Origin of the sequence: Arthrobacter sp. ZBG10 (assembly GCF_001238605.1) — a bacterium.
Classification (GTDB): Bacteria; Actinomycetota; Actinomycetes; order Actinomycetales; family Micrococcaceae; genus Arthrobacter.
This window is the reverse complement of record NZ_LFQH01000022.1, coordinates 25329-46047: the sequence shown is the minus strand read 5'-3', so window position 1 is coordinate 46047 and position 20719 is coordinate 25329. Positions and strand designations below refer to the sequence as shown.

Annotated in this window: 18 protein-coding genes and 2 tRNA genes; 8 read left to right on the top strand and 12 right to left on the bottom strand. The window is 64.7% G+C overall.

The features are described from left to right. Nucleotides 1-110: 110 nt before the first annotated feature. Genes ACU18_RS05725 through pknB form a run of 4 tightly spaced genes read left to right on the top strand, consistent with a single transcriptional unit; the run spans nt 111 to nt 6639 of the window. Nucleotides 111-1499: an FtsW/RodA/SpoVE family cell cycle protein gene (locus ACU18_RS05725; RefSeq protein WP_050684570.1), complete on the top strand. Its 1389-nt coding sequence runs from the start codon at nt 111-113 to the stop codon at nt 1497-1499. Beyond that, complete coding sequence (locus ACU18_RS05720) at nt 1496-2962, top strand: peptidoglycan D,D-transpeptidase FtsI family protein (protein WP_050684569.1); 1467 nt, start codon at nt 1496-1498, stop codon at nt 2960-2962. Before ACU18_RS05725 ends, ACU18_RS05720 begins: the two co-directional genes overlap by 4 nt. Beyond that, the gene (locus tag ACU18_RS05715; protein ID WP_050684568.1) at nt 2959-4674 is read left to right on the top strand and encodes a protein kinase domain-containing protein; all 1716 of its coding nucleotides are present in this window, start codon (nt 2959-2961) and stop codon (nt 4672-4674) included. Before ACU18_RS05720 ends, ACU18_RS05715 begins: the two co-directional genes overlap by 4 nt. Before the next feature lie 39 nt (nt 4675-4713). Further along, nucleotides 4714-6639 carry a Stk1 family PASTA domain-containing Ser/Thr kinase gene (pknB, locus tag ACU18_RS05710; RefSeq protein WP_050684567.1) on the top strand — a complete coding sequence of 642 codons (1926 nt, stop codon included), beginning with the start codon at nt 4714-4716 and terminating at the stop codon, nt 6637-6639. A gap of 20 nt (nt 6640-6659) precedes the next feature. Here pknB and ACU18_RS05705 read toward each other — a convergent pair whose 3' ends face one another. From ACU18_RS05705 to ACU18_RS05700, 3 genes are read right to left on the bottom strand one after another with little or no spacing between them, the layout of a single operon-like run. Then, nucleotides 6660-7301, bottom strand: a complete 642-nt coding sequence (locus ACU18_RS05705) for an aminodeoxychorismate/anthranilate synthase component II (protein ID WP_050684566.1) — start codon at nt 7299-7301, stop codon at nt 6660-6662. Next, entirely contained in the window at nt 7298-7468 is a 171-nt protein-coding gene (locus tag ACU18_RS19870; protein ID WP_164468850.1) for a hypothetical protein, read from the bottom strand. The genes ACU18_RS05705 and ACU18_RS19870 overlap by 4 nt, the downstream gene beginning before the upstream one ends. A 2-nt stretch (nt 7469-7470) precedes the next feature. Next, nucleotides 7471-8265, bottom strand: a complete 795-nt coding sequence (locus ACU18_RS05700) for a class E sortase (protein ID WP_050684565.1) — start codon at nt 8263-8265, stop codon at nt 7471-7473. A gap of 172 nt (nt 8266-8437) precedes the next feature. Here ACU18_RS05700 and ACU18_RS05695 point away from each other — a divergent pair, with 172 nt between their 5' ends. After that, the gene (locus ACU18_RS05695) at nt 8438-8689 is read left to right on the top strand and encodes a cell division protein CrgA (RefSeq protein WP_050684564.1); all 252 of its coding nucleotides are present in this window, start codon (nt 8438-8440) and stop codon (nt 8687-8689) included. An 8-nt stretch (nt 8690-8697) separates the two neighbouring features. Then, nucleotides 8698-9315, top strand: coding sequence for a DNA-3-methyladenine glycosylase I (locus ACU18_RS05690; protein WP_050684572.1), 618 nt, complete (start codon nt 8698-8700; stop codon nt 9313-9315). A gap of 746 nt (nt 9316-10061) precedes the next feature. Here ACU18_RS05690 and ACU18_RS05685 read toward each other — a convergent pair. Together ACU18_RS05685 and ACU18_RS05680 are read right to left on the bottom strand one after the other, a co-directional pair. Continuing rightward, nucleotides 10062-10940 (bottom strand): rhomboid family intramembrane serine protease, encoded by an 879-nt coding sequence (locus tag ACU18_RS05685; RefSeq protein WP_050684563.1) that lies wholly within the window; start codon nt 10938-10940, stop codon nt 10062-10064. A gap of 9 nt (nt 10941-10949) precedes the next feature. Next, nucleotides 10950-11495, bottom strand: a complete 546-nt coding sequence (locus ACU18_RS05680) for a peptidylprolyl isomerase (protein WP_050684562.1) — start codon at nt 11493-11495, stop codon at nt 10950-10952. A 155-nt stretch (nt 11496-11650) separates the two neighbouring features. Here ACU18_RS05680 and ACU18_RS05675 point away from each other — a divergent pair, with 155 nt between their 5' ends. Both ACU18_RS05675 and ACU18_RS05670 read left to right on the top strand, forming a co-directional pair. Beyond that, nucleotides 11651-12628, top strand: a complete 978-nt coding sequence (locus ACU18_RS05675) for a hypothetical protein (protein ID WP_050684561.1) — start codon at nt 11651-11653, stop codon at nt 12626-12628. A gap of 108 nt (nt 12629-12736) precedes the next feature. Next, nucleotides 12737-13612, top strand: a complete 876-nt coding sequence (locus ACU18_RS05670) for a glycosyltransferase (protein ID WP_050684560.1) — start codon at nt 12737-12739, stop codon at nt 13610-13612. Nucleotides 13613-13618: 6 nt separating this feature from the next. Here ACU18_RS05670 and ACU18_RS05665 read toward each other — a convergent pair whose 3' ends face one another. The 7 genes from ACU18_RS05665 to gyrB all read right to left on the bottom strand — a co-directional run bounded on the left by ACU18_RS05665 (nt 13619) and on the right by gyrB (nt 20614). Further along, nucleotides 13619-14545, bottom strand: coding sequence for a DMT family transporter (locus ACU18_RS05665; RefSeq protein ID WP_050684559.1), 927 nt, complete (start codon nt 14543-14545; stop codon nt 13619-13621). A 100-nt stretch (nt 14546-14645) separates the two neighbouring features. Beyond that, a tRNA-Ala gene (locus ACU18_RS05660) sits at nt 14646-14718 on the bottom strand. A 71-nt stretch (nt 14719-14789) separates the two neighbouring features. Continuing rightward, a complete protein-coding gene (locus tag ACU18_RS20165; RefSeq protein WP_231686012.1) occupies nt 14790-14906 on the bottom strand; it encodes a DLW-39 family protein in 117 nt (38 codons plus the stop codon). A gap of 67 nt (nt 14907-14973) precedes the next feature. Further along, nucleotides 14974-15047 (bottom strand) — tRNA-Ile (locus tag ACU18_RS05655). 98 nt (nt 15048-15145) lie between these two features. Then, entirely contained in the window at nt 15146-15799 is a 654-nt protein-coding gene (locus tag ACU18_RS05650; RefSeq protein WP_050684558.1) for a DUF3566 domain-containing protein, read from the bottom strand. Then, nucleotides 15792-18470 (bottom strand): DNA gyrase subunit A, encoded by a 2679-nt coding sequence (gyrA, locus tag ACU18_RS05645; protein WP_050684557.1) that lies wholly within the window; start codon nt 18468-18470, stop codon nt 15792-15794. Before gyrA ends, ACU18_RS05650 begins: the two co-directional genes overlap by 8 nt. A gap of 56 nt (nt 18471-18526) precedes the next feature. Further along, nucleotides 18527-20614: a DNA topoisomerase (ATP-hydrolyzing) subunit B gene (gyrB, locus tag ACU18_RS05640; RefSeq protein WP_050684556.1), complete on the bottom strand. Its 2088-nt coding sequence runs from the start codon at nt 20612-20614 to the stop codon at nt 18527-18529. Between the last annotated feature and the right edge of the window lie 105 nt (nt 20615-20719).

Sequence of the window (20719 nt, the reverse complement as noted above, 5' to 3'; positions counted from 1 at the left end):
AGATGTGTATAAGAGACAGCCCCCACAGGAACGGCGACAGCTCCAGCCACGCCGGCGCCGGGCAGCCCCACACCCACGCCAAGTCCCACCGTTACCTGCGAGGCCGCACGATGAGCCAGCTGAGCACCATGCCAAAACCCCGCCGGAACGTCGAACTGGCCTTGCTGGTCCTAGCCCTTGCCGTGGGGATCGGTGCCAACATGCTGGTGGGTGTGGATCAGGAGAAGGCGTTCGACTCCGACTTCTGGTTCCAGTCGAGCCTCCTGGCCGTGGCGGCCCTGGTTTTCCATGTGGTCCTCCGGCTCCGCGCTAAATATGCCGATCCAGTAATACTTCCGATCGTGGTGGCCCTCAACGGTCTCGGCCTGGCCATCATCCACCGCCTGGACGCTCCAAACCAGGACACCGGCAACAACCAGCTGCGGTGGACCCTGATCGCCATGGCCGTGGCCATTGCCGTGATCTGGTTCCTCCGCGATCACCGCGTACTCCGCCGGTTCACGTTCATTTCACTGGCTGCCAGCGCCTTGCTCCTCCTGCTGCCGCTGATCCCCGGGATCAGCGCCGGTGAAATCCTCGGCGCCAGGGTGTGGATCCAGATCGGGCCCATGACGTTCCAGCCCGGCGAAGTAGCCAAGATCACGCTTGCAATATTCTTTGCCGGGTATCTTTCCTCAAACCGCGACCTGATCCTGCTGGCCGGCCGCAAAGTCGGTCCCCTGCAGTTTCCGCGGTTCAAGGACATGGGCCCCATGATCACGGCGTGGCTGGTCAGCATCGGCGTGCTGATCTTCCAGCGCGACCTCGGCTCGTCGGTGCTCTTCTTCGGACTGTTCATCGTGATGATCTACGTGGCCACCAGCCGGATCAGCTGGGTGGTGATCGGCCTGGCGCTGATCCTGGGCGGCGGCTTTGTTGCCGCCCAGGTCTTCTCCCACGTGGAACAGCGCATCTATGGGTGGCTCAATGCCTTCAGCCCGGACGTATACCGGGACGGAAGCCGGCAGGTGATCGAAGGACTGTTCGGGATGGCCAACGGCGGCCTGGTGGGTACCGGCCTGGGCCAGGGGCGGCCAGACCTGGTCCCCTTCGCCAACAGCGACATGATCATCGCGTCCATCGGCGAGGAACTCGGTCTCATCGGCCTGTTCGCCGTTGTCCTGCTGTATCTGCTGCTCTTCACCCGCGGCTTCCGGGCAGCACTTGGCACCCGCGACGCCTTCGGGAAGCTGCTGGCATGCGGCTTGTCCTTCGCCGTCGCCCTGCAGTGCTTTGTGGTCATCGGCGGGGTCACCCGGCTGATCCCGCTCACGGGCCTGACCACACCGTTCCTCGCGGCCGGCGGTTCATCGCTGCTGGCCAACTGGATCATTGTGGGCCTGCTCCTATTGATCTCGCACACCGCCCGCGGCCCGGTGGACACCACACCGCTGCCTCCCGGCGGCGCAGCGGAATCCACCGGCATCGATACTCCCACCCAGGCGGTGAAACAGGCATGAACCAGGCAATCCGTAACTCCTGGGTGGCAGCAGTTGCCATGTTCGCCCTCATTTTCGGCGCCATCAGCTTTGTGCAGGTGGTGGGCGCCGACGACCTCAAGGCCAACCCGCTGAACCAACGGGCCGTCCTGCAGAACTTCTGCAACGACCGCGGTGCCATCATTGTGGGCGGCGATCCCGTTGCGGAGTCCGTGGAAGGCACCTCCGAAGTGTGTGCCTTCCAGCGCACCTATCCCCAGGGGGATCTGTACGCGGGCCTCACCGGGTACTTCTCGCAAAGCTATGGCGCCACCGGCCTGGAACAGTCCATGGGCGAGGTCCTGGCCGGGAATTCGGACCAACTGTTCCTGGACCGGATCGGCCAGTTGTTCCTGGGCAGCCAGCCCAAGGGTGCCTCCGTGGAACTGACCATCGACCCGGAACTGCAGAAACTGGCGTACAGCCTGATACCGGACGGCCAGCGCGGCTCCATTGTGGTCACCGACCCGAAGACCGGGGCCATCCTGGCCATGGTGTCCAAGCCTTCGTACGACCCCAACACCGTGGCCACGCAGGACCGCACGGCTGAGCAGGCAGCGATGGATCAGCTGATCAAGGTTCCCGGGATCAACCTGAACCAGAATGTCAGCGGACCCACAGGCGAGCTCCTGGCCCCGGGATCCGTCTTTAAGCTGGTGGACACCGCAGCGGCCCTCGCCTCGGGGAAGTACAACAAGGACAGTGTGTTGCCCAACCCGGCGCAGCTGCCCTTCGACGGCATCGATTACAGCCTGCCCAACTACGCCGGCGGAAACTGCTACACCCGCACCGAGGCCAGTTTCGCCTTCGCCCTGCAGCAATCCTGCAACACACCCTTCGCCAGCATCGCCCTGGACCTGGGCCGGGACGCGATCGCCGAGCAGGCAAAAAAATTCGGCATCGGCGAGGACGTGGGCGACCAGCTGAAGCTGGCCCACGCCACGGAGAACAGCTTCCCCGACGACCTTGACGGTCCGGGGCTGGCGCAGTCCTCAGTGGGGCAGAAGGATGTCCGGGCAACTCCCCTGCAGATCAACATGATGACGGCAGCGATCGCCAACGACGGCGTCCAGATGGCTCCCAGCCTGATCAAAACCCTGCGCTCACCTGACCTGCGGGTCATCGACGAACCACAGCCTGAACAGTTGCGGACCTCCACAACTCCCGAGATTGCCAACCAGATTACCGAGTGGATGGAAAGCGCGGTAAGCCAGGGCATTGCCCGTGGCGCCGCTGTACCGGGTGTGGAAGTCGCCGGCAAGACCGGCACCGCAGAGCTCGGGAACGCCGGCGGCACCAACAATTCCTGGTTTACGGGTTTTGCTCCAGCAGGCAACCCTCAGGTGGCCGTCACCATCGTGATGGAAGACGTAGACGTTGTTACCGGCGCACAGCTAACCAGTCCGAACGCGAAGAAGATTTTTGAGGCGGTGTTGAATAAGTGAGGCCTACAACCGGAATCACCCTCGGCGGCAGATTCCAGCTGACCACGCGGATTGCGATCGGCGGGATGGGGGAGGTCTGGAAAGCCAAGGACCTGGTCCTTGGCCGCATCGTCGCCATCAAGGTGCTGAAAGAGGAATACACCGGGGATCCGGGCTTCCTCCAGCGCTTCCGCGCTGAGGCCCGCCACACCGCCCTGCTCAACCACGTGGGCATCGCCAACGTCTTCGACTACGGCGAGGAGGAGGGCTCCGCCTACCTGGTGATGGAGCTGGTGCCCGGCCAGCCGCTGAGCAGCATCATCGAGCACGAACAGGTGCTGTCCCCGGACCGTACCCTGTCCATGATCGCCCAGACTGCCCGGGCCCTGTCCGTGGCCCACGCCCAGGGCCTGGTGCACCGGGACATCAAGCCCGGAAACCTCCTGATCACCCCTGACGGCAGGGTTAAGGTCACTGACTTCGGCATCGCCAGGCTCGCCGACCAGGTGCCGCTGACCCAAACCGGGCAGGTCATGGGAACGGCCCAATACCTGGCTCCGGAGCAGGCCACGGGCCAGACCGCCACCGGTTCCTCCGACATCTATTCGCTGGGCGTCATCGGCTACGAATGCCTCACCGGCCACCGCCCGTTCTCCGGGGAATCGCAGATTGCCATCGCGCTGGCCCAGGTCAACGATGCGCCGCCGCCGCTGCCCGAAACCCTGCCCACTCCCGTACGCGCCCTCCTGATGTCCATGCTGGCCAAGGACCCCAAGAACCGTCCCGCCAACGCCATCAAGCTGTCGGAAGCCGCCGAGGCCATCCGCAACGGGGACATCAGCGCCGCCCGGGCGGCAGTGCCGGGCATGCTCCTTTTCGATTCCGGCACGGGCCCCGTCACCGCGCCGGTGGACACGGCCACTGCGCCCACCAGCGTGGTGGGCACCCAGCGGGACGCTCCAACGCACACCTCGGCATTGCCCGCCGTGGGTGCGGCAGCAGCGGGTGCGGCAGCCGGTGCAGGGGCCGCCGCCGCCCAGGACGCCGACGCGCCCCAGGGAACGCTGGCCCGGGCCAACGCGCTGGCCGCGGAGCGGAGCTGGAGCCAGGACGAGCCAGCGTACGACGACGAGCCCGCCGACCAGCCCAAACGCAAGGGCCGCAGCCCTTGGACCTGGCCGTTGGTGGCACTGATCCTGCTGGGGCTGTTTGTGCTCGTGGGGGTCTTCCTCAACCAGCAGGGACTGTTTTCCCCGTCCGACGACACCACTGCCGGACCCACGTCCAGCAGCCCGCAGGCCACCAGCGCCAGCCCCACCCGGTCCGCGCCGCCCTCATCAGCGCCGCCCACCACTGAGCCGGTCACCACCCCGCCGCCGACCACCAGCGAAGCGCCGGAGACCGTGGACATCATTCCGGCGGCCTACTTGGGCAGGTCGTACCAGCAGGTGCGCACCGACCTGGTCAACCTCGGGCTCGGAGTCAACGGCGTCACCCAAGTCACCGATGACGCTGAACCTGGCACCGTCCTGGATGTGAATCCGTCGGGTCCCGTCCCTCCGGGCTCAACAATCACTGTCACCTACGCAGTCGCCCCGCAGACCACCGAGCCGCCGGCACCCACTACGGCAGCACCCACCAAGGAGGCTCCCACGACCGCTCCGTCCGCTCCGACCGTCACCGATTGCGCCACCGGCCAGCTGCCGGGAGCGCAGGCAACCTGTAAACCGTAAGCAACGGAACAACCAGTGACGGACCCATCGCGCACCCCGATGCACCGGGAGGACAACCTCCCGGTGGATATCCGGCGCGTCCTGAGCGAACGCTACGAACTGGGTGAACTGATCGGCCGCGGGGGCATGGCCGATGTCCACAGGGGCCTCGACACCCGGCTGGGACGGACCGTTGCCATCAAGCTGCTCCGGCCGGACCTTGCCCGGGACCCGCAGTTCCAGGCCCGGTTCAAGCGCGAGGCCCAAGCCGTAGCGGCCCTCAACCACCCGTCCATCGTGGCGATCTATGACACCGGCGAACACCTGGTCCATGACGGATCGGAAGAGACCGTCAAGGTGCCCTACATCGTGATGGAGTTCGTGGACGGACAGACCCTCCGCGACCTCATCCGGGCCAAGGACGTCACGATTCCCCAGGCCATCGAATACTGCCTCGGTGTCCTGGGTGCCCTCGAATACAGCCACAAAGCAGGGATCGTCCACCGGGACATCAAGCCGGCCAACGTGATGTACTGCGCCGGGCCCAACACGGTGAAGGTCATGGACTTCGGCATCGCCCGTGCCATTGCCGATTCCTCGGCCACCATGACGCAGACGCAGGCGGTAGTGGGTACCGCCCAGTACCTCTCTCCTGAGCAGGCACGGGGAGAGTCCGTGGATGCCCGCAGCGACCTGTACTCGGCGGCCTGCCTGCTGTACGAAATGCTGACCTCCCGGCCGCCCTTCATCGGTGACAGCCCGGTGTCCGTGGCCTACCAGCACGTCCGTGAAATACCGGAACCGGCCAGCAGCATCAATCCGGACGTGACGCCTGCCCTGGATACGGTCCTGGCCAAGGCGCTGCAGAAAAACAGGGACGACCGTTTCCAGGACGCAGCGGCTTTCCGCCGGGCGCTCCGGGCAGCCCGGTCCGGCATTCCCGTGCCTGCCGTTGCCGCCTCGGAAGCCCCCACCGACCCCAACGACCATGTTCCCGCCCCCGCGGCGCCTCCCACCGAGGCTTTCGCCCTGGCGGGGACAGGACGGGCTGACGATGCGCCAACCGGGATCATGGCCGCCAGCTCGTTCGCATCGACCCGCGATGCAGCCACTGAGTCCTGGGGCAACAGCGACGCCGGCAAATTTGATCCGCCGCCCGCCGATGCGCTGCCGCTGGGCCTCACCCCCGAACGCGACCGGACTGCAGGACAGAAGTCACGCCGTCGTGCGTGGATTGCCACGCTGGTGGTCTTCACGCTGCTGATACTGGCGGGAGGCGGCCTATGGCTGTACAACTCCGTCAACAGGCCCGCTCCCGCCGCACCGAAGGTGCAGGTGCCTTCGGTCTCCACCATGACTGAATCGGCGGCTCTGCAGGAGCTCTACAACGCCGATTTGCGGCCCAAAATTGTCAGGCAGGCCAGCGACTCGGTGGCCAAGGGCACCGCTCTGGGGACCGACCCCACCACCGGCACGGAGCTGGATCCCGGCGCTGAAATCCTGCTGAACATCTCCGAGGGACCCAGCGCAGTGAAGATCCCCGACAGCCTGCCAGGCGCCACTGAGGCGGCTGCGCGTGACATCCTGCGGCAGATGGGCCTGGTGGGTGCGCCCACCACTACAACCGCCAACAGCGCAACGGTCCCGGCCGGCATTGTCATCACCTCCAGCCCCGCGCCCGGCCAGTCGGTGGGCGTCGGATCCACTGTTGAGCTGGTGGTCTCCACCGGGAAGGTGGCGGTTCCCGAGCTGCGCGGCCGGACACGCGAAGAAGCCGAGACTGCCCTCAAGGCGCTGAGCCTGGTTCCGGTGGTGGCGGAGATTGAAAATTCCGAGGTCGAAGCCGGCCGGGTGACCGACCAGTCAGCGCCCGTCAATGCCACGCTGGAACAGGGCAGCACCGTGAACATCGTGGTGGCCAAAGCTCCGCCGCCGCCACCCACACCCACGCCGACTCCAACGCCGACAGCGACCAAAAAGAAGTAACAGGAGCCAGGACCGCCGGGTCAGTGCTGGATGAGGGGGCTGAGCGTAGCCGCTTTGGCCGCGGCACCCGCCATGCCGAGCGATTCCAGCCAGTTGCCCAGCATCTGGTAGCCGCCCTCGGTGAGGACCGATTCGGGGTGGAACTGGACACCGCACAGCGGTGCTGTCCGGTGCTGGAGCCCCATCACCACCCCTGACGCTGTCTGGGCCGTGATTTCCAGGACCTCCGGAATGGTTTCGCGGACCGCTGCCAGCGAGTGGTAGCGGGTAGCCGTCACCGGCGACGGCAACCCGGCGAAGACGCTGGTGCCCGTGTGCTCCACCAGGGACGTCTTGCCGTGCATAAGTTCCGGGGCGTGCGTGACGGTCCCCCCGAAGGCCTCAGCCAGTGCCTGGTGTCCAAGGCAAACACCAAACATCGGGCTGCTGTTCTGCCCGCACCATTTGATCAGCTCGATGCAGACGCCGGCCTCGGCCGGGTTGCCGGGGCCGGGGGAGATCAGGACACCGTCGCGGGTGCTGGCCAGTTCAATGGCCTCTGCTAGGGTCACGTCGTCGTTGCGCACCACTGTGGTTTCGGCGCCGAGCTCCTGGAGGTAGCCCACCAGGGTGTAGACGAAACTGTCGTAGTTATCCACTACGAGGATCTTGGCTGTGGTCATGGCTGGCTTTGGGAACCAATCGTTGAGTCGGTGAACTGGGTGTACTGGGACATCCACGGGAAAAGGTACAAAACCATCAATACCAGTGCCACGCCAATCAGCACCAGCGAGATGGCGATCCGCAGCCACAACGGACCCGGAAGGTGGTGGAACAGCCAGCTGTACATGCCTACCCCTGTCCCATGGCGGCCGCTACCTGGCCTGCTATTTCCGCGGGCGGTCCTGCAGCGGCGGGACGCCACTCGTCCAGCAGGGCGTACGCGATGATGCGCTCTTCGGCGCCGAAGCGCGGGTTGCAGCTGGTCATGGTCAGGTAGCTTTCGGTGGGTTCAACGCCGGGCCGGGTGGGAACGGGCTCCAGGACGTCCGTTCGCGAGGGCATCACAATCTGGTTGTTGCGGAATACGTAGACGTAGAAACCGTCTTTGGTCTGGACATAGATTTTGTCACCCGGGACCAGGGTATGGATGTTGTCCAGGACCGCGCCGTGGGTTTGCCGGTGGCCGGCGACGGCAAAATTGCCCACCGCTCCCGGCATGGCCGTGTTGGCGTAGTGTCCCAGCCCCAGGGTGTCCAGGACATCCCCTGTTGTTCCCTGCACGATGGGGCGGGTGTAATCCGCGCCGAACCTGGGGATGTACATGATGCCGATGGTTCCGGCGTGGCCTGGAGCTACGCCCACCACGGGGGCGCCAAAGTCGTCAGCGGCCGACGGCGGTGCTGCCGCCGCCGGGTTTGCGGAGGGATCCGCTGACCCGCCAAGGTCCCGCGCGAATTCCTTGATCACCCGGGACTGCGCGGCGTCTGATTCCACATTGGTCCACCAGAGCTGCCAGGCGACAAAAAGCAGCAGGATGACGCCCGCCGTAATGAGCAACTCCCCGGCAACGCCGACCACGCGGCGCACGACGTTGCCGCGGGGAGGAGGAGCGGCCGCGCGTCGGGCCCTCTGCTGCAATACCACTCGTTCTCCTTGGCGGCTCCACTGGACGCAGGCGGCCCAGGAACTACAGCTAGAATTGGCTGCTAGTAAGAATCCAGATTTGACCAAGATCGTGCAGACCACTGGCTATTTCCTTCTTGCAGGATATCAAGGCCAGGTTGCCGAACTTGTCCCAGCCCGCCAAGGAGACCCAGTGCCCGAGTCGAAACCGCGCAAGAAGACTGCCAGCGCCCCGCAGCAGGCGTCGTCCCAGGCGTACAAACCGAATCCGGTCTGGTTCAAGCCCGTAATGTTCGGCCTGATGCTTATTGGCCTGTTCTGGATCATCACGTTTTACATCAGCGAGGGCCGGTTCCCGGTCCAGGCCTGGGGATCGTGGAACATTGTGGCCGGTTTTGGCATCGCCATCGTCGGCTTCCTGATGACCACGCGGTGGCGCTCCTAGCGCCAGCCGTGGAACCTGACACTGCCGGCGTCGTCACCGGACCGGACGGGTTGTCCCGGCCTGCCTGGGCCGCCGCCAACCCGCTGATGCAGGACTATTACGACCACGAGTGGGGCCTGCCTGTCAGGGACGAGCAGGGGCTCTACGAACGCATCTGCCTCGAGGGGTTCCAGGCCGGCCTGTCCTGGGCCACGATACTGCGGAAGCGGCCCGCCTTCCGGGCTGCCTTCGCCGGCTTCGACCCAGAGGCCGTCGCCTTGTTCACCGACCACGACGTGGAGCGCCTGCTGCAGGATCCGGGCATTGTCCGCAACCGCCTCAAAATCCAGGCGACCATCAGGAACGCGCAGGCTACCCTCTCATTGCGGGGTGACGGTGGACTGGTGGACTTCGTCTGGCAGTTCCAACCGGCCAGCACGCCCACCCCTGCCCGTCACTCAGACATACCCACCAGCTCTCCTGAATCCGCGGCCCTTTCCAAGGCCCTGCGCGGTAAAGGGTTCTCCTTCGTGGGACCCACCACCATGTTCGCCCTGATGGAGGCTATCGGCATGGTGGATACCCACCTCATGGACAGCCACAGGCGCGGCTCATCGGGAATCTGGCCTGCGCTGGGCCCTGCATAGGTCTTCAGCTTTTCCCCAACTGTTGGGAAAGTTATCCACAGTGTGGATAACGTCCGGTGCTGCCGGGTGCGCCCGGCCCACAGGCCCCCAATGGCGGCAGTGGGCCCGTTCCGTGGCCAGGTGACGGTTATTAACAGTGTGGATTGCCTGTGGATAAATCCGGGCATTCCCACAACGGCACCGGGGCTCGTGGAGCCGATGCGCCGCGTTTGAAGCACCTTCATTAAACAGCGCACCGATTGACCCGCTCCCCGGCTGGCTGTCCGCCTGCAAGCCTGCGGCGTACTTATCCACTTACCAACACCGGGATACCCACAAGTTATCCACAACTGTGGATACAGGGGCGGCCCGATTCGCGAAAATCACCGGAATGGGGGCGATCGTGCCCTGTTTTTATGGCTTAACTACACCGATGTCACTTATTAACAGTGTGCAAAAGCCTGTTGAAAGCAGGCCGGCTGGCCTGGGACCGCACGCAGCCATGGCAATCTTTGCGTGGTTTATCCACATTTGGAGCATTTGCAGCCCGGTTTTCCACATACACACACTGGTATCCCCAAGAGTTATCCACAGCTGTGGATTCCGCTGTACCGTTCGGTAACAAAAGCCCGGCAGGGCGCTCCAGAGGCCGATGGCCTGCTTGAACTACATGCGTGTAAGTTACCAACACTGTGGATAATCCCTGTGGATAACAAAAACCCCCAACGCCGGGTGGCGTTGGGGGTTCCGTTGGAAGCTGAGGGCTGTCAGAGGCTCACCCGTACCCAGGCGGCCACCGACAGCAGGAGCAGGAGAGCCACCAGCCCTGCGGCCTGGATCAGTCCCTGCCGGGGCCCGCGGGGGGTGTAGGCGATAACGGCTGCTGCCAGTGCACCCATGACCAGGCCGCCCAGGTGGGCCTGCCAGGCGATCTGCGGCACCAGGAAGCCGATGACACCATTGATGGCGATCAGGATCCACAGCTGCCTCGTGTCCCCGCCGCGCTGGCGCTGGACCAGCAGCATGGCGCCGAACAGGCCGAAGATGGCACCCGAGGCACCCACCACCCCGTACAGCGGCTGGCCTGGACTGTAGAGGGAGGTCAGCAGGAGGTAGCCTACGGACCCGCCAAAGGCCGAGAGCAGGTAAAGGGCAAGGAAACGGACGCGGCCCAGCAGCGGCTCGAGCGCCTGGCCAAAAATCCAGAGCATGTACATGTTCAGGGCGATATGCAGGACAAAACCCTGCGAATGCAGGAAAGCGGAGGTAACCATCCGCCACGGCTCAAACTCGCCGTATTGGGGTTCCGCGTAAATGTTCGCGAAGCCGAGGGCCTGGTAGATGGCATCGTTGGGCACCAACCACTGCAGGACATACAGGAGGGCGCAGGCGGCGATAAGCACGAACGTCACCAAAGGTTTGCCCGTTGCTACGGCGCCGCCGTAAACAGACCGTACTTCCGGCGTCGAACGTTTTGCTTCGTTGACGCAGTCAACGCATTGGAATCCAACGGCGGCCGCCCGCTGGCACTCCGGGCAGGCAGGCCGCCCGCAGCGTTGGCAGCTGACGTAGGAGGGCCTGTCCGGGTGCCGTGGGCACACCGGAGCCTGGGCGGACGGCTCAGCCGAAGGAATTCCGTAACTCATGGTGCGGTGTTACAGCTGTTCGATGTCGATGCTGTTGATGGTGACATCCTCCACCGGACGGTCACCCATGCCGGTGCGAACGCCCTCGATCGCGTCCACTACCTTGCGGGACTCATCGTCCGCCACCTCGCCGAAGATGCTGTGCTTGCCCTGCAGCCAGTCGGTGGGGATGGTGGTGATGAAGAACTGCGAACCGTTGGTTCCCTGGCCCATCTGGATGCCGGCGTTCGCCATGGCCAGCTTGTAGGGCTGGTTGAAGCTGAGTTCGGGGTGGATTTCGTCGTCGAAGCGGTAGCCCGGTCCGCCGGTACCGCGGCCCAGCGGATCGCCGGCCTGGATCATGAAGTCCTTGATGATGCGGTGGAAGATGGTTCCGTCATACAGCGGCGTGCCGGACTTGGCCTCACCGGTTTCCGGGTGGGTCCAGTCCTGCTCGCCGGTGGCGAGGCCCACGAAGTTCTTCACTGTCTTGGGCGCGTGGTTACCGAAGAGGTTAACCACGATGTCGCCGAGGCTCGTGTGGATGGTTGCTTTTGCAGTTGCGATGGCAGTCATGGCCCCCATTCTCCCATGCCACCCTGGGGGAGTGCCTGCAGCACCGGCAGTTCCGCGCTGGGTGAAATATGCCTAAAATCCGCAGAGTGAATAGCCGGTGAAGAGCTGGGCACGTAGGCTAACCACAGAACCGTCACATTAATCGGGAGGTAGTTGTGAAGAAGTCGGACCGAATTGCCCGTGACCTCGAGCAGTCAGTCACCAGCGCAGTGGAGAATGCCCGGGATTGGGCCACCCCCCGCGTGGAAGCAGCTGTGGATTGGGCGGTACCCCGCCTCCAGCACAGCCTGGACACTGCGTCTCCCAAGATCCAGGAGGGCCTGAAGTCCGCTGCCCACAACCTGGCCGACGGCGTTGCAACAGTTACGCCGCGGATCCAGGATGGCTTGGCGCACCTTGCCCCCCGGATCAGCGACGTTGTGGACAATGCCTCGCCCCGCCTGCATGAGGCCCTCGACAAGGCGGCCCCCGTGGTGCTGAACGCCCGCGACCGGGTGGTTGTTGACTACCTGCCCCGCCTGTCGGACCAGATCGGCAACGCCTCCGAGGCTGTGCACCGCACCCTTGAAGGTGCGCCGGCACGCGTTGATGCCGTAGCCCAGCGCCTCGGTGACGCCGGGATCGTCCACTCGTTCCAGGACCAGGCCCATGCGGCAGGCAGCCAGCTGAAGGCCGCAGCGGCCGGGGCCGGGAAGGCTGTAGGAATCCAAGTGGCCCAGCCAAAGCCTAAGAAGCGCGGTTGGCTGGTCTTCGGCATTGTGGCAGCAGCGGTCGCCGCCGGTGTTGCCGCATGGAAGGCCTCCAAGCCGGTGGAGGATCCATGGAAGACGCCTTCACCCGTGAAGCCCACGCCCGCCCCCGTTCCCGCCACCACGGTCAACGACGTAAAGGAAAACACCGCTGACGCTGCAGAGAACGCAGCCGGCGCAGCTTCCTCCGCCGTGGCCGCGGCCAAGGACAAGGCAGCGGACGTTGCAGGGGACGTCAAGGACGGCGTCGACGACGCCGCAGATAAGGCCAAGCACGTTGCCGGTGACGCCGCTGATGCAGCCGCCAAGGTTGCCACGGACGCCAAGACGGCCACGAAGAACATCGCCGCCAACATCGGCCACACGGACAAGGGCACCAACTAACTGTCCCCACCGATGACACAAAGGGCCCCGTCCACGGACGGGGCCCTTTGTGGTCCACGCCCGGTGCCCCCGGCAGGCGTGGACGGGAACGGTGCTACATTGAAGCTGATGTCAGCCGATCAATCCTCTGGGGATGCCTTGAACGACGCAGCCGTGCTGCCCCGCGTGTCCATCGTTATCCCGGCCTACAACGAGGAGAGCGTCATCCGGCAGTGCCTCATTGCTGCCGTCTACCAGTCCGTGCCGGCCCACGAGATCATCGTGGTGGACAATCTCTCCACTGACCGGACAGCCGCGATTGTGCAGCAGATGCAGCTTGAATACCCGGAGAGTTGCGTGATTCTCCTGAGCCAGGACACTGACCAGGGCCTGATCCCCACCCGGAACTTCGGCCTGAACCACGCCACGGGTGACATTCTGGGCCGGATCGACGCCGATTCGGTGGTGGAGCCCGACTGGGTGGAACAGGTCCAGCGGGCCTTTCATGATCCGTCGGTCCAGGCAGCCACCGGGCCTGTGGTGTATTACGACATGCCCATGCGCAGGTTCGGCCTGAAAGCGGACGACAAAATGCGCCAGCTGATGCTGAAGCTGGCCAAGCAGCAGTACCATTTCCTCTTCGGATCCAACATGGCGCTCCGTGCGACGGCCTGGGAAACCATCCGCAGCGAGACCTGCCGGGACGAGAAGGACGAGATGCATGAGGACATCGACCTGTCCCTGCATCTCGCCGACCACGGGCTCAAGGTCCAGTACTGGCCGCAAATGGTCTCCGGGATGTCCGCACGGCGTCTGGAGGACTCACCCCGGGACTACCGCTACTACGTCACCCGCTTTGACCGGACCTACAAGGCCCACAACGTCAAGAAGATGGCACTGAAAGCCCCCATGGTGGTGTTCTTCTCGGTCTACTTCCCCGCAAAGATCCTCCGTGCCATCCACACGGTCAACACCGCGCAGCCCGCCCGCCGCGGCGGGCAGTAACACCGGTCAGTCCGTGCCAAGCCCCGGCAGCGCCTGGCCCGGCTCCTGATCGGTTTTGCCCGTGTTCCGGCTGGACTTCTGGCCCAGCACCACAATGGCAAGCCCCACCATAATCAGGGCCAGCCCGGCATACGTTCCCGCGGGAAGCTGCTCGCTGAGGAAAACCGCGGCCAGCAGGGCGGCTCCCGGGATTTCCAGCAGGATGATCATGGATACCAGCAGCGGGCTCATCGTGGCCAGCAGGTGGTTGAAGGCCGTGTGGCCCACCAGCTGGGCGCATACGGTGATGGCAACGATTCCCAGCCAGCCAGTTGCTTCGAAGCCTGCGAGAGGCTGCCCGGAAATCAGCATCATGCCCGCCACCAAGGCCGCGCACATCCCGTAGCACAGCGTTGTATAGGTTCCCGTGGTCATGCTCTGCCGGGCTTGACCACCAGCCAGCGTGTAGACGCCGGCCAGCGCCCCTCCTGCCACCGCCAGCACGTCACCCAGCAGCGCCCCAGGCGAGGAACCCATGTCGAAGCCGGTTATTGCCACCACCCCGCCGAAGGCCACGCCCAGGCCGGCCAGCACCTGCCAGCGGTGCCGGGTTCCACGGAACAGCTGGAAGACGGCAATCCAGGCGGACTGCAGGCAGACCAGCGCCGTGGCGGCCGCCACCGATGTGAGCTGCAGTGACGTGATGAAGCACGCGAAGTGCAGCGCCAGCGCAGCAGCGGCCACCAGCGACCACCGGAATTCGCGCCCGGTGATCCGACCAAACTGGCGCGGTGTGCGGACCAGGGTGGGGGTGGCCATCACGGCCGCACCGATGGCGTTGCGCCAAAAGGCAATGGCCAGGGCGCTGACGCTGGTGGCACCCATTGTGGCGGCCATCAGCGGCCCGGAGGAGGCAACACCGAGGACACCCAGGGTGGCAAGAAGGAAGGTCACTGCACCACACTAGTGTGCCGGGGCCGGCAGGAATCGGAACCTTCCCGGCACAACAAAAAGTCCCGGTCCGCATTTCTGCGGGCCGGGACTTTTTTTACGGTGGAGGCACGGGGACTCGAACCCCGAACCCCCTGCTTGCAAAGCAGGTGCGCTACCAATTGCGCCATGCCCCCGTAAGTGGCAACCCGATAATCATATCCCAGAACCAGCAGACTGTTGACCAGCTTCTGTTCCGGTTCCGGGGCTAGTCGACCGTGTCGGTTGACTGGCTCCAGACTGTTTTCCGGGCTTCGGAAACCTGTGCCTTGCGGTAAAGAAGGGCGGCTGCGATTGCGGCTGCCAGAACCAGCAACTTCTTCACATGCTCCCCATCCCGGCCTGATTGCGTTACCACAACCAAGCCTCCGCTTGAACCTGCACAGGTTCCGTGGGCGTACCAGGACTTGAACCTGGGACCTCTTCGTTATCAGCGAAGCGCTCTAACCGCCTGAGCTATACGCCCCGATGCCTCATCGGGCCGAGATATGACTGTACAGCACATCCCGGCCCGATCCCAAATCGGGTCTTTGCGCCGGCCCGGGACCGGCGCAAAGGGGGGTTCTAGTCGTCGGTAAGGGTCACGCCGATGCCGCCCACCAAAGTGGCGGAGATGTTGTACAGAATGGCCGACAGCATCGACAGGGCTGTCAGCAGCACAACGTTGACGACGGCGATGATGGTGGCAAAGGACGCCACCTGCCCCAGCGAAGCCACCTTCTTCAGCTCGAAGCCGCCGCCTTCGGACCCGGCCAGGGTGCCCAGCAGGCTGTCCACCTGGTCGAAGATGCCCGTGAGGTCCAGGACGGTCCACAGCACGATCGCTGCCACCACCGTGACAATTCCCAAGGCAACGGACAGCAGGAACGCCATCTTCAGGACGGACCAGGGATCCACCTTGCTGACCAGGAGCCTGGCCCGGCGGACTTTGGCCTTGGGAGCGGGCTTGACCAGCCCGGGATTACCCTGGCCCTGCCCTGCGGATGCGGGCCGCTGGCCGGCACCCGGTGAAGGCCGCTGGCCCTGTCCGGACGGCTGCTGGGGGCGCTGCTGGCCGCCGGCACCCGGGGCACCCTGGGGGCGTTGGCCCGGGGCCGACGCCGGAGCCGCCGGCCGCTGCTGCGGGCGGAGGGGGGCGTTCACCCGCGGAGCCGACGAAGGCCGGTTTCCATCGGGAGCAGAACTGCTCGGCTTGGGAAATGAGTCGGAATTACTCACTCGTTACCTCCGTGTTGTCTTCGTTCGGCTCGTCGCCGGAGGAGTCTTCAGACTCAACGGCCGGTGCTTCTTCTGCCAATGCTTGCGCGGCGACGTCCCCGGCGGGCCCGCCATCTTCAGCCAACGTTACGTCATCCTCCGGCGATTCCTCGCCCTCGAGACCACGTTCGCTGTTGCGCGCCACTTCGATGATCCGGTCGTTCTTGTCCGGTTTGGCGAAGATGACACCCATGGTGTCGCGGCCCTTGGCCGGGACTCCTGAAACGGAGGAGCGGACCACCTTGCCGCCTTCCATGACCACCAGGACCTCATCCTCTTCCTGGACGATCAGGGCACCTACCAGGTCGCCGCGTTCCTCCGCCAGCTTGGCCACCTTGATGCCCAGGCCGCCACGGCCCTGCAGGCGGTATTCCTCGACGGCGGTCCGCTTGGCGTAGCCGCCCTCGGTCACGATGAAAACGAACGAACCGTCGGTGATGACGTTGGCGGCCAGCAGTTCATCCTCTTCGCGGAACTTCATGCCGGTCACGCCGGAGGTGGCGCGTCCCATGGGACGCAGGGCATCCTCGGTGGCGGTGAAGCGGATCGACTGGCCCTTGCGCGACACCAGCAGGAGGTCGTCGGTCTCGGACACGAGCTGGGCCGAGACCAGTTCGTCGTTGTCCCGCAGGTTGATGGCGATGACGCCGGCGGACCGGTTGGTGTCATAGTCCTCAAGCCGGGTCTTTTTGACCAGGCCCCGCTTGGTGGCGAGCACCAGGTAGGGCGCCTGTTGGTAGTCGCGGAGGTCAAGGACCTGCGCGATGTGTTCGTCCGGCTGGAAGGCCATCAGGTTGGCCACGTGCTGGCCCTTGGCGTCGCGGCCCGCCTCCACCAGTTCATAGGCCTTGGCCCGGTAGACCCGGCCCAGGTTGGTGAAGAACAGCAGCCAATGGTGGGTGGTGGTGACGAAGAAGTGTTCCACCACGTCGTCGCCGCGCAGCTGCGCGCCCTTGATGCCCTTGCCGCCGCGCTGCTGGGAGCGGTAGTTATCGCTGCGGGTCCGCTTGACGTAGCCGCCGCGGGTGATGGTGACCACCATCTCCTCTTCGGGGATGAGGTCTTCCATGGACATGTCGCCGTCGAAGCCCATCAGGATCCGGGTCCGCCGGTCATCGCCGTGCTTGTTCACGATTTCCGCGAGTTCGGTGCTGATGATTTCGCGCTGGCGCTCCTCGGAGGCCAGAATCGAGTTGTACTCGGCGATCAGGGCTTCGAGTTCGGAGTGCCGGTCCTGGATCTTCTGGCGTTCCAGGGCGGCGAGGCGGCGCAGCTGCATGTCCAGGATGGCCCGGGCCTGCAGTTCGTCGATATCCAGGAGTTCCATCAGGCCGTCGCGGGCCGCTTCGGTGGTGTTGGACGCGCGGATGAGGGCAATGACCTCGTCCAGCATGTCCAGGGCCTTCAGCAGCGCGCGGAGGATGTGTGCTTCCTCTTCGGCCTTGCGCAGGCGGTACCGGGTGCGGCGTGCGATGACGTCCATCTGGTGGGTGACCCAGTGCCGGATGAAGGCATCCAGGCTCAAAGTCCGCGGAACGCCGTCAACAATCGCCAGCATGTTGGCGGAGAAGTTGCTCTGCAGCTCCGTGTGCTTGTAAAGGTTGTTCAGGACCACCTTGGCCACGGCGTCACGTTTGAGCACAATGACCAGGCGCTGGCCGGTGCGGCCCGACGTTTCATCGCGGAGGTCCGCGATGCCGGAGATCTTGCCGTCTTTGACCAGTTCGGCAATCTTGATGGCCAGGTTGTCCGGGTTGGCCTGGTAGGGCAGTTCGGTGACCACCAGGCACGTGCGGCCCTGGAGCTCCTCGACGTTGACCACGGCACGCATGGTGACGGAACCGCGGCCGGTCCGGTAGGCGTCCTCGATGCCCTTGTGGCCCAGGATCGTGGCACCGGTGGGGAAATCGGGTCCCTTGACCCGCAGCAGGAGCTCTTCGAGGAGCTCTTCGCGGCTGGCTCCGGGGTTGGCGAGGTACCACTGGACGCCGTCGGCAACCTCTCGGAGGTTGTGCGGCGGAATGTTCGTGGCCATACCCACGGCGATGCCGGAGGAACCGTTGACCAGGAGGTTGGGGAACCGCGCCGGCAGGATGGTGGGTTCCTGGTTCTTGCCGTCGTAGTTGTCCTGGAAGTCGACGGTTTCCTCGTCGATGTCCCGAACCATTTCCATGGCCAAATGGGCCATCTTCGTTTCGGTGTACCGGGGTGCAGCGGCGCCGTCGTTGCCGGGCGAACCGAAGTTTCCCTGGCCCAGGGCCAGCGGGTAGCGCATGGTCCAGTCCTGGATCAGGCGGACCAGGGCATCGTAGATCGCGGTGTCGCCGTGGGGGTGGTACTGGCCCATGACTTCGCCCACCACGCGGGCGCACTTGTTAAAGGAACGCTCCGGCCGGTAGCCGCCGTCGAACATGGCGTACAGCACACGACGGTGGACGGGCTTCAGGCCGTCCCGGACGTCAGGCAGCGCGCGGCCCACAATGACGGCCATGGCGTAATCCAGGTAGGAGCGCTGCATTTCCGTCTGCAGGTCCACCTGCTCCACACGGTCCACCAGCACAAGGTCGCCTGCGGGAACGGTATCCGGAGTGCCGGCGTCGGCGGCCGGGTTCTCGGGTGTTTCGTCGCTCATCTTATATTTTCCGTTTCAGGTATATGTCGGGTCGAGGATATGTAAGGGGGTTTGCCCTAGATATCCAGGAACCTGACGTCCTTGGCGTTCTGCTGGATGAAGTTTCGGCGTGATTCCACGTCCTCGCCCATCAGGACTGAGAAGATCTGATCCGCCGCAAGGGCGTCGTCCATGGTCACCTGCAGCAAGGTGCGGTTATCCGGGTCCATGGTGGTGTCCCAAAGCTCGGTGTAGTCCATCTCACCAAGGCCCTTGTAGCGCTGGATTCCATTGTCTTTCGGGATCCGGCGGCCGGCAGCCTGGCCGGACACCAGCTTGGCGTCGCGTTCCCGGTCGCTGTAGACGTAGTCGTGGGCCGCATTGGACCACTTGATCCTGTACAGCGGCGGCTGGGCCAGGTACACGTAACCGTGTTCGATCAGCGGACGCATGTAGCGGAACAGCAGCGTCATCAACAGTGTTGTGATGTGCTGTCCGTCCACGTCGGCATCGGCCATCAGGACAATCTTGTGGTACCGGAGCTTTGAGAGGTCGAAGTCCTCACCGATGCCGGTTCCGAAGGCCGTGATCATCGACTGCACTTCGGCGTTTCCCAGGGCCTTGTCCAGGCGCGCCCGCTCAACATTCAGGATCTTGCCGCGGAGCGGCAGGATCGCCTGGGTCTCGGGGTTGCGGCCGCGCTTGGCGGAGCCACCGGCGGAGTCGCCCTCCACGATGTAGACCTCGCACTTTTCCGGGTTCTTGGAGGAGCAGTCGGACAGCTTCCCGGGCATGCCAAACGATTCCAGCGGGCTCTTGCGGCGGGCATTGTCCCTCGCCTTCCGGGCGGCCATGCGGGCCTGGGCGGCCGAGATGGCCTTGCGGATGACGTCGCGGGCCGGGCCGGGGTTGCGCTCGAGCCAGTCGCCCAGGCCGTCCGTGACCACGCGCTGCACAAAGCCCTTAACCTCGGAGTTGCCCAGCTTGGTTTTGGTCTGGCCTTCGAACTGCGGTTCGGCGAGCTTGACCGAAATCACGGCGGTGAGTCCTTCGCGGATGTCATCACCGGTGAGGTTGTCGTCTTTTTCCTTGATGATGCCCTTCTCCCGCGCATAGCGGTTGATCAGGGACGTCATGGCGGCGCGGAAGCCCTCTTCGTGCGTGCCGCCCTCATGCGTGTTGATGGTGTTGGCGTAGGTGTGGACGCTCTCGGAGTACGCATTGGTCCACTGCATCGCCATTTCCAGGGCGATGTGGCGTTCCTTGTCCTCGGTTTCGAATGCGATGACGTCCTCGTGGACCACGTCCACCTTTTTGCCTGAGTTCAGGTGCTTGACATAGTCCAGCAGTCCGTCGTCGTACTGGTAGACCACCGTGCGGTGCTCGGCGCTGACTTCGCCTTCCGTGGCCACGGCATCCAGGTCAAGGTCGACGTCGGGCTCCGCGGTTTCGGCGGCACGCTCGTCCGTGAGCGTGATGCGCAGGCCCTTGTTGAGGAAGGCCATCTGCTGGAACCGGGCACGGAGGGTTTCGAAGTCGAAGTCCGTGCTTTCGAAGATGGCCGGGTCCGCATAGAACGTCTGGGTGGTTCCCGTCCGGTCGGTTTCCTCGCCCTGGACCAGTCCGCCCTGCGGCTTGCCGCCGTGGGCGAAGGACATCCGCCAGACGTGGCCCTGCCGGCGGACCTCGGTGTCAACCCGATGGGAAAGCGCGTTGACCACGGAGATACCCACCCCGTGCAGCCCGCCGGAGACGGCGTAGCCGCCGCCACCGAACTTGCCGCCGGCGTGCAGGATGGTCATCACCACCTCGACGGTGGGTTTGTGTTCGGTGGGGTGCATGTCAACGGGAATGCCACGGCCGTCGTCAACGACCTTCACGCCGCCGTCGGCCTGCAGGACAATCTCGATGTGCGAGCAGTAGCCGGCCAGCGCCTCATCCACGGAGTTGTCCACCACTTCGTAGACCAGGTGGTGCAGGCCGCGGGGACCGGTGGAGCCAATGTACATGCCCGGCCGTTTCCGGACGGCTTCAAGTCCTTCAAGGACCGTGATGTCGCTGGCACCATACTCGCGGGGTGTCACGGCTTCCGCGGGGGTATCCGGTGTGGGGGCATCCTCGAACTCGGGGTCAACTGCCAGGATTTCGGTATTGTCGTTAGCCACAGGCGGTGTCGACTCCTCTGTTTTCGATGATGGCCGGATGGTCCGCTCCCAACCAGGGAGGGACCTGCCAGCAGGCACAAACTGATGGCGCGGTGGCCTGCCGAC